We start from the raw sequence: 13,410 nt of genomic DNA on the forward strand, positions 1-13,410 counted from the left end.
TTCGCGTTCCTACTCTTCCTTTTTGTTCAACGCATCGGCGCTGCCGATGATTTCGGTAAGTTCCTGGGTGATCGACGCCTGACGCGAAGCGTTGAGCTTGCGGGTCAGATCGTTGATCAGATCACGCGCGTTCTCCGTAGCGGTATGCATGGCGTTCTGCCTGCAGGCCACCTCGGAGGCCGCCGCTTCAAACAGGCATTCATGGATACGCGAACGCACGTACCTTGGCAGCACGGTGTCGAGCACCTCGTCCAGGCTCGGCTCGAAGGAGTACAACGGGCGCACCTGCGGCGCAGTGGTCGTGTCCGGCACATTCAGATGCGACTTGTCTTCCTTCACCACCTCGACCGGCAGCATGCGCAGCACACGCACCTTCTGCACCACCATGTTGATGAACTCGGTGTAGACGATGTACAGCTCGGCGACGCCGCCCTCGTCGACCGGTTCCATGTATGCCTTCAGCAACGCACGGGAGATGGCATTGGCGACCTCGACGCCAGGCTTCTCGGTATCGCCTTCCCAAGACTGCGCCAACGGACGGTTGCGGTAATGGTAGTAAGACACCCCGCGACGTCCATACACGTACAGCTGCGGCTGCTTACCCTCGCCTTCCAAGCGGGCGAGCAGATCTTCGGTCTCACGAATGATTGACGAAGTATAGGCACCGGCCATACCTCGATCCGCCGTCAGGGCGAGCACGGCGACCCGTGGGTTGCCTTCGTCCTTCTTGACGATCGGATGCGAGATATGCGTGTGCGACACCAAGGTCTGGACGGCATCGAAAATCGCATCAGTGTACGGCTTCGAATCCAGCGCCAACTGGCGGGCCTGCGCGATGTGCGAAGCCGCGATCATCTCCTGAGCGTTGAAGATCTTCTCCAACGAACCCGTGGAGGCGATCCTGCTTTTTAATGCGAGTTGCGATGCCATAGGTTACTTCTTTTCCTGAGCTTTGCCGGCCTTGATCTGCTCCTGGTCGACAGGGGTGACGCTCTTGGGAGCGGTCTTCTTGTCGACGAGCGGCTTGCCTGCCTTGGTGACGTAGGTTTCACGGAAGGCGTCCACCGCCTTGTCGAGGGCCTCTTCCGTCTCCTTCGTGAAATCGCCGGTGTCACGGATCGTCGTGAGAATATCCGTGTTGCGATCCACATACTCCAGCAGGCCATGTTCGAACGGCAGCACGTCGGCGATAGCGAGATCGTCGAACTTGCCGTGCGTGCCGGCCCACACCGAGACGACTTCCTGCTCCATCGAGTACGGCGAGAACTGCGGCTGCTTCAGCAGCTCGGTCAGACGCGCACCACGGTTGAGCTGTGCCTTCGAGGCCGCATCCAAGTCGGAGGCGAACATGGCGAAGGATTCCAGCGAGCGGTAGCGGGCAAGCGAGATCTTCAGCGTGCCGGAGACCTTCTTCAATGCCTTCGTCTGGGCCGCGCCACCGACTCGAGACACCGAGATGCCGACGTCGACGGCAGGACGCTGACCTGCGTTGAACAGATCGGACTGCAGGAAGATCTGGCCGTCGGTGATGGAGATCACGTTGGTCGGAATGTATGCGGAGACGTCGTTCGCCTTGGTCTCGACGATCGGCAGGCCGGTCATGGAGCCGCCGCCCAGATCGTCGGACACACGTGCACAGCGCTCCAGCAGGCGCGAGTGCAGGTAGAAGACGTCGCCAGGGTATGCTTCACGCCCCGGCGGACGACGCAGCAGCAGCGAGATCGAACGGTAGGCCTCGGCCTGCTTCGACAGATCGTCGAACACGATGAGCACGTCCTTGCCGTTGTACATCCAGTGCTGGCCGATGGCCGAACCGGTGTACGGCGCGATGTACTTGAAGCCGGCGGAATCGGAGGCCGGGGAGGCGACGATCGTCGTGTACTCCATGGCGCCGGCCTCTTCCAGGCTCTGCTTCACGGAGGCAATCGTGGAACCCTTCTGGCCGATGGCCACGTAGATGCAACGCACCTGCTTCTTCGGGTCGCCCGACTCCCAGTTCTTCTTCTGGTTGATGATCGTATCGATTGCGATTGCCGTCTTGCCCGTCTGGCGGTCGCCAATGATGAGCTGACGCTGGCCACGGCCGATAGGGGTCATTGCGTCGATCGCCTTGAGTCCGGTGGACATTGGCTGGTCGACCGGGTGACGGTGCATGACGTCCGGGGCCTGAGCCTCGAGAATGCGCCTTCCCTCGCTCTTGATCTCACCCATGCCGTCGATGGGCCGGCCCAGCGGGTCGACCACACGGCCAAGGAACCCATCGCCGACCGGCACGGACAGCACCTCGCCGGTACGGCGAACTTCCTGACCTTCCTCAATGCCTACGAAATCGCCGAGAATAACCACGCCGATCTCGCGAGCGTCAAGGTTGAAGGCCAGGCCAAGGGTGCCATCCTCAAAGGTCAGCAGTTCGTTGGCCATGCAACCAGGCAGTCCCGTCACATGCGCGATGCCGTCACCGGCGGTCGCCACATGGCCCACTTCCTGGGTCGGCGTCTCCGATGGCGTATAGGCTTCGACGAAATCGTCGAGCGCCTTGCGTATCGTGGCGGGATCAATGGTCAATTCTGCCATGATCACTCCTTATGTTTGTGTATACATTCAATCGGCCAGCCTTGTAGGCCGGCCACGCGCAACCTACTCGCTCACTCCGGCTTTCACCTTGCGCTTGAGGTTCTCCAGCTGTGCGACAACCGTGTTGTCGGTGACCTCATCGCCGACCTGGATGCGCATGCCACCCATGACGGTCGGATCCACCACCGAATGAATATGGACCGGGCGCCCAGTCTTCTTCGTGTAGATCCGCGCCAGCTTGTCGGACTGCTCGTCCGAAAGCGGGGTCGCCGTCGTGACGGTGACCATCGATTCGCCCATGTGGCGGGAGAACTTGTTGATGAGCCATTGCACCGATTCCAGGTAACGACGGTTACGCGGGTTGCGTGTGCAATGCTCTGCGAGACGCACGGTGATGCGGTCGAAATCCGCACCATCGATGAGTGCATGCAGCAGTTCGTAGCGGACGTTCAGGGGCCCTTGGCTGTCGGACAGATCCGAGCGGACGACCGGCAGGTTGAGCAGTGCGGACTGCAGCTGCGCCAGCTGGACGGAGACCTTGAGTGTCTTCTTCTCATCGTCGGCCTGATACATCATGGCATCCACAGCGAAATCCTCGATCGCGTTGTCGATGTCACCTGCACGGCTCCAGCTGCGGCCGACAAGATCGGTGAGAATCTCCATCGTCAGCGGCAACGCCTGCTTGCCAAGCAGATTGTTGAGTAACGCCACCTTGTCTTCCGTCGGTCGGCCAGGATCAGTGAGCGCACGCGGAATGCGTGGATTGTGGTCGAACACGTACGTGATGGTGAACAGCTCATTGCCAATCTCCCACGCATCGTTACCCGACTCACGCAGCTTGGCGGCAAAGGAATCGCGCGATTCGCGATCCGCCAAGCGTGACGCCTCTCCTTGCATCGGTCACCTCCCTTTCTTCACTCATACGCGCGCCAAGCGCACGTGGGTGACGTAGCACTACTTCTTGCTTTCGTCGTTTTCCATGTCGGCGAGCATCTGGTCGATCATCTGCGTCTGCACAGCAGAATCCTGAAGCTCGGAGCCGAGAATCTTGGAAGCGAGCGAGGTGGCCAGAGAACCGACCTCACCCTTCAGATTCACCATGGCCTTCTGCTGCTGGGATTCCAGCGAGCGTTCGGCATTCGCGGTAATCTGCGCGGCCTCGGTCTCGGCACGCGAACGGGCGTCCGCGATGATATGCGAAGCCTCTGCGCGAGCGTCGTCGCGAATCTTCGAAGCCTCGACGCGAGCGGTGCTCAACTGAGCCTGGTACTTCTTCTTGGCCTCTTCGGCATCTTTCTGGGCTTGCTCCGCCTTGGCGAGGCCGCCCTCGATTTTTGCGGTGCGCTCATCGAAAACAGACTGGAACTTCGGCAGGAAGAACTTATAGAAGAACAGAGCCACAATGATCAGAATGATCAGCGACCAGACGATGTCGTATGTTTCCGGCAGAAACAGGTCCACGCCGTTAGCAGCAATGGTCACGTCCTCCTCCTTTCTTGTCCTCGTATGATGTGCTTCGGATTAGTCTGACTCGATCACTGGAAGATGAATGCAGCGACGAAGCCGAGGAGTGCGAGGACCTCGACGAATGCCAAACCGAGGAACATCAGGGTCTGCAGACGACCGCCAAGTTCAGGCTGGCGGGCGGTGCTCTCGATCGTCTTACCGATCAGGATGCCCAGACCGATGCCAGGACCAATGGCTGCAAGACCGTAGCCGACGACGTTCAGGTTGCCGGCAACCTCAGCGAGGGTAACGATATCCATTGTTATTTCCTTTCTGGTCATTGCTTTTCAGCAACAGTTATTTGCCGGTGGTCAGTCGATCTCCGGGTAGCTCATATTGATGTACGCGGTGGTGAGGATCGCGAAGATGTATGCCTGCAGGCAGGCGACCAGCACTTCGAACAGGTACATGAACACGCCTGCGGCGAAGGTCACGACGCCGAAGGGCATCATGAACTTGTTCACCACGTCGATGAGGAAGTACTGCGTGGCCGATAGGCACAGCGCAAGAATGAGATGGCCCGATACCATGTTCGCGAACAGTCGGATCGTCAGCGAGAACGGGCGGATGACCAGCAGCTCGAGCAGCTGGATCGGCGACAGCAGGATGTAGATCGGCCACGGCACGCCCTTCGGGAACAGCTCGTCGCGCAGGAAGTGGCCGAGCCCCTTCTCGCGAATGCCCGCAATCCAATACTGGGCGAAGCACCACATGGCGAAGACGAGCGGCAGCGTGATCGTGGCGCTTGCCGCGATGTTCATGCCGGGGACCTCGCCGCACAGATTGAACACCAGCAGCGTGAGGAACACGGTGGTGATCATGGGTACGTAGCGCTTGCCCCGCACCTCACCCATCACCTGGTACACGATGTCTTTCTTGATGAACTCGATGAGCCATTCGACGGCGCCCTGCCAGCGGCCAGGCACCAGTTTGGCGCGCGCAGCGGTGATTCCCAGCACCAGCAGCATGATGATCGTGGCCAGGATACGCACGAAGATGATGCGGTTGATTGCGAACGGCGTCCCCTGGAACAGAATCTCCGGTGGGAGGAAGTCGTCGATGCTCGGCATTTCCATCGATGACTCTGCAAGCGTCAGTGCGCCTGCGCTGAATACATCAACCATTCATGCCTCCTGATTGTCTCTCTGCTGCAAGTCTATGCCTTGGCGCCGCGGCGATTGTGACAAGTCTGTTACACCCGCCACGGCATCGCTCACGGCAATCTACTGCATACCTTACTTCGCATACGCTACGGTCGCCGTTGCTTACGCTCAACGAACAGTTCTCGCCAGCCGCCCGGCAGGCCGCCGGACAACTGAACAGCGATTATTAGCCCGATAGTGGACATAACGACACGGCACCGACACCGCCGTGCCAACACCAGTTCGGCGGTGGGCAGCAAGGGACGACGGGCCTTATTTGAGGCCGTAACCCGACGTGTCGAACGGCAGGAACTGATCATCGCGCGGCGAGCAAGGGGCGTGTCGAATCGAACGGTCGGTGCCGAGTCTGCGTTCGGCACGCAGCTGTGGAACCTCGGACAGATCGTACGGGGTTGTCTGGTATACCCAGTTGAGCCAGTTGCGCCACAACAGGTTCGCATGCGCGCGCCAGGAGAACAGTGGGGCCAAGGCAGGGTCGTCGTTCGGGAAATAGTTGCGCGGGAACGGCACATTGCTCATGCCCTTCGCCATATCGCGCCGGTATTCCTCCGCCAGCGTGTACTTGCCGTACTCCCAGTGCCCGAGTGCGAAGACCTCCGAAAAATCCCGCGTGGCGATCAGCCCGGGACCGGCCTGCGGCCCCCAGGTGAGCACCTGCAGTTCAGGATTCGCGGCGATGTCGGCCTCGTTCACCCCGGCCAATCGAGAATGCGGCTGCAGCGCGATCTCATCGAAGCCGTTCGTGAGGAAGCAATACTCATCCTGCAGGAATTGCGGAAACACGCCGAACAGCTTCTCGTCGAGATCCATCTTGTGCACGCCGTAGCGCTGGTAGAGCGCCGCCATGGCGCCCCAGCACATGTACATCGTGGAGAACACATGCGTGGAGGACCAATCGAGCACGCGCTTGAACTCATCCCAATAATCGACGTCCTCGAACCGCAGATGCTCGACGGGGGCGCCCGTGACGATCAGACCGTCGTAGCAATTGCCCTCGTACGCCTCAAGCGGTTCATAGAACTTCACTAAGTGGTCCGCGCTCACATGCTTCGACTCATGCGTGGAGGTCTTCATGAAGTCGATCTCGACCTGCAGCGGCGACTTCGAGATGAGGCGCAACAGCTGCGTCTCCGTCTCGATCTTCTTCGGCATGAGGTTGAGAATCACCATTTTGAGCGGACGCACACGCTGACGCTCCGCCTCCGGCTTCTCGAGCGCGAAGATGCGCTCCGAGTCGAGAATGGCGCGGGCCGGCAGTCCGCCGGGAATCTTGATAGGCATGCTCCAATTATGGGCGAACGTTCTTACAACGCAACCGCACAGTACGCATGCCGATATGCAATCCAAAGAATATGGCCGGCAGGCGCAAAGCACCCACCGGCCATATCGCACGAGTCTACGTCAATGCTCCTCGGCGGCATTCTGAGCTGGTTTCGGAATGAGCAGCGAACTCAGGAATGCAAGCACCAGCAGAATGATGCCGGCGATCATGGCACCGGTGTACCCCATCGTGGCACCATGCGCGTCGGAGAAGCCCTGCTGCACGCCATAGAGAATCGCATAGCTCAAGCCGGCACCCAGGTTGAATGCGCCGGCATTCAGGCCGGGCAGGTAACCGGGATTGTCTTCGGGGGACAGCACGATGCCGAGGCCGTTCAGCATGATGTTCGCGGTGCCGGCATAGCTCAGGCCAAGCACCACGGAGAGCACCACCAATCCCCAGATATGCGGGGACTGGCAAACGAACACACCGAACACCATCGCGATGGCGGAGACGATGAGACCGCCACGCAATGTGCTGCGGTACCCCATCTTGGAGGCGATCACACCGGCGACCGGGCCGAACACCAGACCCACCAATGCATACGGGGTGAGTGTGGCGAGCGAGACGGTGTCGGCGCTCATGCTCGCACCGACCGAGGTGTCTTGCGCAAGCGCCGGAACAATGCCGTTCATGACGGCGAACACACCGGTCATGGTGAGCAAGGTGGTGAGCAACAGGCCCCAAGTGCGGCGTTCCTTGAGATACGTCGTCGTGACCATCGGGTTCTTCTGTGCATTTTCCACATGCCAGAAGATCACGAACAGGACGGCCGCGACAACGATCTCGATGGCGATGAGCCACCAATTGGCACCAGCGAGCTTCTCGATCTCGTTGATGGCGAGGTACGCGGCCAGGAATGCGGCGGAAAGGAGTATTGCGCCGAGCCAGTCCATCTTTGGGGTCTCATCGGCAGTCGACTCACGGGCGAACGACCAGACCAGCACGACGGCGAGCACGGCCACGCCACACATCACCCAGAACACCGAACGGAAGCCGAAATTGCCGGCAAGCCAGCCGCCAAGCAACGCATCCACGCCGGCGATGCCGCCATTGACCGAAGTCAGGATAGCCATGAGCCTCGCGTACCGCGCATTGTCGGTGACCTCTGCATGCAGCATGAGCAAGGTCATTGGCACCACAGGTCCGGCTACGCCCTGAATCACGCGGCCGATCATCAACATCGTCACATTGGTCGCGCAAGCAGAGATGACGCAGCCGATCGCCGTGCAGGCGAGCATGCCGATGAGCACCTTCTTGCGCCCTTTGAGATCGCCGAGTCGGGGAAGGAACAGCGAGAACACGGCGCAGGCGGTGAAGAACACCGTTTGCGTAAGGCCTATCTCGGCGTCGGTGGTGTTGAGTTCCACACGCATTGTCGTCAATACGGGTGAAAGCATGGAAGCGTTGAGCTGGAACGCGAAGATGGCGGCCATCAACGCGGCCATCAGCGCCCCTACATGTTTGGCATCCACCTGCTTCGGTGCAGGCGCATTGTGCACAGAGGTCATTTCGACCCTCCCTATGAATAATGATTCGTTGAGTTATCGGATATGCGGTCACACGGCTCTGGTCGCACGACTGTGAAACGAGGATGCTCGAGTGTGCAGGAAGCGCGGCCCGCTCACCCTATGCGCCGGATGGCATCGGTCACCAGATTCCAGAACTTGTCGAAATCGAGTTTCATTGCCACCTGGGTGTGGCATTCCTCCGCGCTTGGCTCAGGGCCACGCAGATCGGCCACCGTCATGCCGAGCGTCAATTCGCCGCGCAGCTCCACATCCACCGGGCACCGGCGTGTGGTGATCACCGTCGGGTCGATGAGGTACGCCACAGTGCACGGATCGTGCACAGGAGGATCGACGAAGTCCTGGTTTTCGGCATAGGATTTGCGGAAGAAGTCCATGAGGCCGGAAACGAAACTCGCAAGCGGCGTCCCGATGCCCTCGATCATCCTCTGCTTCTCCGGCTTGCACAGGGCCTGATGGGTGAGGTCGAGACCGATCATGGTGACCGGCCACTTCTCATTGAACACGATGTGGGCGGCATCGGGGTCCACCTTGATGTTGAACTCCGCCACGGCGCTCCAGTTGCCCACATGCACGCCGCCACCCATGAGCACGACTTCCTTCACACGCTCGACGATGCGCGGTTCGAGTCGCGCCGCCAGCGCTATGTTGGTAAGCGGGCCGGTGGGAACCAGCGTGATGGTGCCGGGCTCATTGCTCATGATCGTGTCGATGATCCAGTTGACGGCATGGCCGGGATCGAGCGGACGCGTCGGCTCCGGCAATTCCACGCCGTCAAGGCCGGTCTCGCCATGGATTGTCGCCGCAACCTGCGGGTCGCGGATGATCGGGCGCGCACAGCCTGCATGCACGGGGATGTTGGGCGCATGCGCCTTCTCGAGCACGGCACGCGCATTGTATGTGACTTTTTCGAGGCTCTGGTTGCCGCCGACGGTGGTCACGCCAAGCAACTCGATGTTCGGGTTGCCGATGGCAAGGAGAATCGCCACGGCGTCATCGTGCCCGGGATCGCAATCCAAAATGATCTTCTTCACCATTGTTCTTCCTCCTCCAGTTTCCTGGGATTTGTTTCTGACGCGAATGCGGGGCTCCTGCGCCCTTGCACGAGCACTTGGACGAATCCGGTCGACGTCGACCGGATCGTATGCGATGCATTTGTTCAGATGCCCATATCATAGAAGAAATTCCGATGACGCATTGGCGGTAATCCGTGGGTAAAACCCGCCCGAAAGTGGTAAGGCGACACGCCGGCTTGACTAACCCTCAAGTCTGAGTAATATTAACTTTTGCTGTTTGAAACAGCCGACGCGGGGTGGAGCAGCTCGGTAGCTCGCTGGGCTCATAACCCAGAGGTCCATGGTTCAAATCCATGCCCCGCTACTAATCAAAGCCTAGAAATCGTGCGGTTTCTAGGCTTTTTATTTTCTTCTTGCCCTACGCTAGAACGCGGATTTGGACAAATTCTGGACATACTATCGTCCACTCTTGCTCTTCTTGCTCTTTTCCTCGCTATCTGCACGTAACTTTTCATACTGCACTCGCTCTGCCTTAGTAGGACTTGCAAGCCTATCCGGTAGATCATTTACCGCAAGAATTGGCTCGATGTACAGCGAATATTTGTAATGTCGTTCATTTAACCCAAGCACTCTCTCGCATTCTTCCTCAAGCTGCGGCGGTATGGTTATGCCGTCTTCAAGAAGTAGGCGACGGATTCCATATAGATTCGTAACATTTGACTCCAGATAATCGAAAACACTGGAATAGATTTCCGCCGGACTGATACCGTATTCATCCTTTTCCGTAGACAATGAATACTTTAAGGAGCTTTCTGCAATCTCTTTTACCGTGTTCAAGCTTTTTTCTAGTTCGAGAATTCTATTCTGCTGGAATTCACCCATGGCTTTCCCCGCAACCATGCCCCGAAATTCGTCATCTAGAGGGAAACGATCAGGTTTGCTCTGGATATACTTCAGCAGCTCTCGTCCCACGAACCGAGAAGTCTCTTCGCTGGAGGGGCATCCTCCACGAACAGCACCCCAATCGATGAACGGGATACTCGTTTCAGTCTTTCGGTGAATCCATTTAAGCCCGATCATTGCCCTTGCCGCTGTCATGAAATCTGGTGCGAATGGTGTAAAAGTCACCCACTTACCCTCAACTTTGAGCGCACAGACCCAACCATTTCGAAGCACATACCAGTTTTCACGTGCCATCATGTCTCTAGCCAATTCAGTGGACACTCGTTCGTTGTCGCTCCTTGCCAATGATCCTTGCACTTTCCTCGGAAAGAGAGTCGCACTCACATTCAGGCCGTCAACAAACTGTTCAAAGTCGTCCGGCCTTTCGAAATTCAGAACCTCCCTGCGCAAACGCCAAAGTTGCCTGTACCTCTTCAGCTCCGGCAATGGTATATCCACGTTCATGAGAATCCGAAGCACATCATCACCAGTGAGCTTTGATCGTCCTGTAAAGATGCTCTTGGTTCTATCTTTGCTGAATCCCAGCTGCTTACCTACATCTTGCAGCTGCATGTGCTTTGCTTCCGCATAGTTCCTTAGCGAAGCCACCAACATTTTGCTATCGATCTCCATACTCACCTCGGCCGTATCTTTTTTCAAATTTTGTTATCCCAATGATATCAAGGTCTCAAGCCACATCAGGTGTAATTTCTGCACTCGAAATTCGTCAAACCGAACTGCATGTTTTTAGATGGAATCACCGACGAACACGAACGAAAGGAGGTGAGCAACATGGCAAACACCACGGACCCGATTTTGCACGTAGAAATCGTGCAGGGTGTGAGCAAGGCGGGTAAGCCATACGAGTGTCTCGAAGTTCTTCTTGGAGAGGACTCCGTTGGCCGTCTCTTCCCAACTCCACTGGAAATGCGCTCTATCAAAGCCGCTCTGCAAGATGAATCAGACATGACGTTCTGATTTCTCCTCAATGGCTGTCCCGAAGTGCCGGAGCGAACCTCAGCTTCGGCACTCCATCTTCACTGTTTTCACATTTGTCATATTCGAACCAGTCCAAGGAGAACCAATGGATTTCATCACCAAAGCGCAACTGTTCGCACAAGACCACTTCATCGTCATTGCAATCGTTCTCTTCGCCCTCCTCGCTGTGTGCGCGTTCTTCATCGCACGTCACAACAGCCGTGCAGCCCGCAAACATGACACACTGTGCGCAAAACCACTCAGCCTGTCGCCAGACGAGGAGAAAGCAGTGAAGGTGAGGTACGCGAGGAAGCCCAAGCGCGTGATTTTCTTGCTACCCGCCGCACTCACTACAGACGAAGACGTGAATGCATGGGCAGATGCGGTTGCCCCACGTCTCGGCCACGCATTCCAAGCAGTGAACGTGGAGACAATCCCACAGGGACTGTTCTCAAGAGCAAAATACAGGGTCACATTCGCCCGATTAGAGGAGCTTCGATGAATATCTTCAGAAACCATCGGAAACTGCCGTCAGACCGATATTCTCTCGGTCTTGACATCGCCGACCCGAAGAGGACAGTCACAATCCCGCGATCTGCACATCTTGCCGTCATCGGAGAGTCCAACAGCGGCAAAGGTAGCGTCATCGCCAACATCATCTCTCAGGAGGTGGCATTCGGCGGAGAAATTTGGTTCATCGATCTGAAAGCAGGCATGGAAGCAGAGAACTACTGTAACGTGCTGGCCCGTAAAGCCTACACCCTCGAAGAAGCATATGATCTGCTGACTGATTTCAACTCGAATGTGGACACACTAGCCGCCGAATGGCGCGGCAAGACGCGCTCCCTCACCGACGCCCAGACATGCCACCGACTGCTTGTCATCGATGAAGCGGCGGACATGGTTCGATCGGGCCCGAACAAAAAGCTATCAGACTCGTGCATCGAGTTGGTGCGATCGATTCTCTCACGATCCCGCGCTCTAAACTGCACGGTCGTGGTAGCTACCCAGAACCCGCGGGTAAGCACCAGCTTGCCATATCGGAGCTTGTTGCTCACTACCGTGGCACTTCGATTGAACTCTAAAGGCGAAGCCACCATGGCGTTGGGTGAAGATGCAGTGAAGCGTGGAGCCCGCCCATGGCAGATACCTTTTTCTCGACCTGGCGATGGGTATTTGTGGGATACCGAGACTAATCAGACGGTCTATCTGCATGTTCCATTCATCAGTGACGAGGAGCTGCACCGGCTGCATCGGTGACTCGGCTGGCGATGGGCGAAGCGTCAGCGAAAGCCCAGACCCAGCAGAGTCGCCGCCTGAAAGGTGTATGGGGGCCTACTACGACTGCCCCCATACGAGATGTGAGATGCGAGAAAGGCGAGAATATGACCGACGATAATACGCAAACCAGCCTGAACGACAAGGGTCGGTATTGGGCGGGCTTGATCTACCCCGACAGCTGTCCCGATGACTGGAAAGCAACCATGCAAATGTCGGGTTTGCAGATACTGGTTTCGCCAGTCCATGACAAGGACATCGAGGATCCTAAGACTGGGAAGTTGAAGAAACCACATAGGCACGTTGTCGCAATGTGGACGAACACGACGACACGTCGCAATGCGACACGTTTCTTCGAGCAGTTTAATGGGCCGAAAACCATACTGCGAGTGGAAAGTCCGCGCGGAATGGCTCGCTACTTGGTCCATCTCGATAACCCTGAAAAAGTTCAGTATCTGCCGGAAGATGTGATTGAGATCAATGGAGCCGATTGGAAGAAAATCGCGCTCACAGATGAGGAACGACCAGAAGTTATGGAACTTCTGGAACTCATTGAGGAGTGGGAGGTGCATGGCTACTTTGAGTTGCTCAAGCTCTGCGAGCTCAAGAAACCGAAGTTACTACCGGTCGCAGCCAAAGCGACAACCTATTGCCGTGAAGTCATCTGGTCATATTGGCAGTTCAAAGAACGGAACTCGAAGTTCAAAGACGAATTAATGGAACGTCAGCGTGAAGAACTGCGGAGGAAGAAAGCCACTGAGCAGACGAAGCAGCGTGCGCAGAGAAAGAAGCTCGATCAGAGCGCTCGCAAATCTCGGAAAAATCGTCGAGTAAAAAACCAACCGCAAAAAAGCGCCAAGAAGCAGAGGAGGAAGAACCATGGCCACCGTGCCTAGCAGCGAAACCCCGTCAGATCGACTGAAGTTCTACGATGTGAACGATCTACGGCAGATGTTCCATGTAGGACGCAATAAGGCTCGCCTAATGATGGACGCGCTTCCCTCGATTCGAGTCGGCAGCAAGGACTACGTGACAGAGAGCGCTCTAAACGCGCACATCGCAGAGCATGGAGGCATTCTCGTGAAGTGGCCTAAGCGCAATCG

The 13,410-nt window shown here is 57.3% G+C and carries 14 protein-coding genes and 1 tRNA gene; 5 read left to right on the forward strand and 10 right to left on the reverse strand.

Features of this window, described 5'->3' with window-relative positions:
* Positions 1 to 9 precede the first annotated feature (9 nt).
* From OGI63_RS13120 to OGI63_RS13160, 9 genes are all read right to left on the reverse strand, one after another.
* A complete protein-coding gene (locus tag OGI63_RS13120; RefSeq protein WP_004219178.1) occupies positions 10 to 930 on the reverse strand; it encodes a F0F1 ATP synthase subunit gamma in 921 nt (306 codons plus the stop codon).
* A 3-nt stretch (positions 931 to 933) separates the two neighbouring features.
* Complete coding sequence (gene atpA, locus OGI63_RS13125; RefSeq protein ID WP_004219176.1) at positions 934 to 2,574, reverse strand: F0F1 ATP synthase subunit alpha; 1,641 nt, start codon at positions 2,572 to 2,574, stop codon at positions 934 to 936.
* Positions 2,575 to 2,637: 63 nt separating this feature from the next.
* Positions 2,638 to 3,471, reverse strand: coding sequence for a F0F1 ATP synthase subunit delta (locus tag OGI63_RS13130; protein WP_004269232.1), 834 nt, complete (start codon positions 3,469 to 3,471; stop codon positions 2,638 to 2,640).
* A 57-nt stretch (positions 3,472 to 3,528) separates the two neighbouring features.
* Positions 3,529 to 4,056 (reverse strand): F0F1 ATP synthase subunit B, encoded by a 528-nt coding sequence (locus OGI63_RS13135; RefSeq protein WP_004219173.1) that lies wholly within the window; start codon positions 4,054 to 4,056, stop codon positions 3,529 to 3,531.
* Positions 4,057 to 4,109: 53 nt separating this feature from the next.
* Positions 4,110 to 4,340: an ATP synthase F0 subunit C gene (gene atpE, locus OGI63_RS13140; RefSeq protein WP_004219171.1), complete on the reverse strand. Its 231-nt coding sequence runs from the start codon at positions 4,338 to 4,340 to the stop codon at positions 4,110 to 4,112.
* A 51-nt stretch (positions 4,341 to 4,391) separates the two neighbouring features.
* Positions 4,392 to 5,204, reverse strand: coding sequence for a F0F1 ATP synthase subunit A (gene atpB / locus OGI63_RS13145; protein WP_004219170.1), 813 nt, complete (start codon positions 5,202 to 5,204; stop codon positions 4,392 to 4,394).
* 291 nt (positions 5,205 to 5,495) lie between these two features.
* Positions 5,496 to 6,524, reverse strand: a complete 1,029-nt coding sequence (locus tag OGI63_RS13150; protein ID WP_004219169.1) for a homoserine O-succinyltransferase — start codon at positions 6,522 to 6,524, stop codon at positions 5,496 to 5,498.
* Between the two features lie 120 nt (positions 6,525 to 6,644).
* On the reverse strand, positions 6,645 to 8,075 hold the full coding sequence (locus OGI63_RS13155) for an MFS transporter (protein WP_004219167.1): 1,431 nt from the start codon (positions 8,073 to 8,075) through the stop codon (positions 6,645 to 6,647).
* Positions 8,076 to 8,188: 113 nt separating this feature from the next.
* Positions 8,189 to 9,130, reverse strand: coding sequence for a nucleoside hydrolase (locus tag OGI63_RS13160; RefSeq protein WP_004219165.1), 942 nt, complete (start codon positions 9,128 to 9,130; stop codon positions 8,189 to 8,191).
* A gap of 269 nt (positions 9,131 to 9,399) precedes the next feature.
* On the opposite strand from OGI63_RS13160, the gene OGI63_RS13165 reads away from it, so the two are divergent.
* Positions 9,400 to 9,473 (forward strand) — tRNA-Met (locus tag OGI63_RS13165).
* Between the two features lie 92 nt (positions 9,474 to 9,565).
* Here OGI63_RS13165 and OGI63_RS13170 read toward each other — a convergent pair.
* The gene (locus OGI63_RS13170) at positions 9,566 to 10,684 is read right to left on the reverse strand and encodes a hypothetical protein (protein WP_004219164.1); all 1,119 of its coding nucleotides are present in this window, start codon (positions 10,682 to 10,684) and stop codon (positions 9,566 to 9,568) included.
* Positions 10,685 to 10,843: 159 nt separating this feature from the next.
* Between OGI63_RS13170 and OGI63_RS13175 the strand changes: the two genes are divergently transcribed.
* The 4 genes from OGI63_RS13175 to OGI63_RS13190 all read left to right on the forward strand — a co-directional run bounded on the left by OGI63_RS13175 (position 10,844) and on the right by OGI63_RS13190 (position 13,203).
* Positions 10,844 to 11,029, forward strand: a complete 186-nt coding sequence (locus OGI63_RS13175) for a hypothetical protein (protein ID WP_004219163.1) — start codon at positions 10,844 to 10,846, stop codon at positions 11,027 to 11,029.
* Positions 11,030 to 11,135: 106 nt separating this feature from the next.
* On the forward strand, positions 11,136 to 11,531 hold the full coding sequence (locus OGI63_RS13180) for a hypothetical protein (protein ID WP_004219162.1): 396 nt from the start codon (positions 11,136 to 11,138) through the stop codon (positions 11,529 to 11,531).
* Positions 11,528 to 12,289, forward strand: a complete 762-nt coding sequence (locus OGI63_RS13185) for a hypothetical protein (RefSeq protein ID WP_004219161.1) — start codon at positions 11,528 to 11,530, stop codon at positions 12,287 to 12,289. The genes OGI63_RS13180 and OGI63_RS13185 overlap by 4 nt, the downstream gene beginning before the upstream one ends.
* Positions 12,290 to 12,414: 125 nt before the next feature.
* Positions 12,415 to 13,203, forward strand: a complete 789-nt coding sequence (locus OGI63_RS13190; protein WP_012619791.1) for a Rep family protein — start codon at positions 12,415 to 12,417, stop codon at positions 13,201 to 13,203.
* Positions 13,204 to 13,410 lie beyond the last annotated feature (207 nt).

The sequence above is a fragment of the Bifidobacterium sp. KRGSERBCFTRI genome (assembly GCF_025908335.1).

Excerpts from the sequence above, each read along its gene's own strand:
- OGI63_RS13120 (WP_004219178.1), bottom strand. The coding sequence starts at position 930 with ATGGCATCGCAACTCGCATTAAAAAGCAGGATCGCCTCCACGGGTTCG.
- atpA (WP_004219176.1), bottom strand. The coding sequence starts at position 2,574 with ATGGCAGAATTGACCATTGATCCCGCCACGATACGCAAGGCGCTCGAC.
- OGI63_RS13130 (WP_004269232.1), bottom strand. The coding sequence starts at position 3,471 with ATGCAAGGAGAGGCGTCACGCTTGGCGGATCGCGAATCGCGCGATTCC.
- atpE (WP_004219171.1), bottom strand. The coding sequence starts at position 4,340 with ATGGATATCGTTACCCTCGCTGAGGTTGCCGGCAACCTGAACGTCGTC.
- atpB (WP_004219170.1), bottom strand. The coding sequence starts at position 5,204 with ATGGTTGATGTATTCAGCGCAGGCGCACTGACGCTTGCAGAGTCATCG.
- OGI63_RS13150 (WP_004219169.1), bottom strand. The coding sequence starts at position 6,524 with ATGCCTATCAAGATTCCCGGCGGACTGCCGGCCCGCGCCATTCTCGAC.
- OGI63_RS13155 (WP_004219167.1), bottom strand. The coding sequence starts at position 8,075 with ATGACCTCTGTGCACAATGCGCCTGCACCGAAGCAGGTGGATGCCAAA.
- OGI63_RS13160 (WP_004219165.1), bottom strand. The coding sequence starts at position 9,130 with ATGGTGAAGAAGATCATTTTGGATTGCGATCCCGGGCACGATGACGCC.
- OGI63_RS13170 (WP_004219164.1), bottom strand. The coding sequence starts at position 10,684 with ATGGAGATCGATAGCAAAATGTTGGTGGCTTCGCTAAGGAACTATGCG.
- OGI63_RS13175 (WP_004219163.1), top strand. The coding sequence starts at position 10,844 with ATGGCAAACACCACGGACCCGATTTTGCACGTAGAAATCGTGCAGGGT.
- OGI63_RS13180 (WP_004219162.1), top strand. The coding sequence starts at position 11,136 with ATGGATTTCATCACCAAAGCGCAACTGTTCGCACAAGACCACTTCATC.
- OGI63_RS13185 (WP_004219161.1), top strand. The coding sequence starts at position 11,528 with ATGAATATCTTCAGAAACCATCGGAAACTGCCGTCAGACCGATATTCT.
- OGI63_RS13190 (WP_012619791.1), top strand. The coding sequence starts at position 12,415 with ATGACCGACGATAATACGCAAACCAGCCTGAACGACAAGGGTCGGTAT.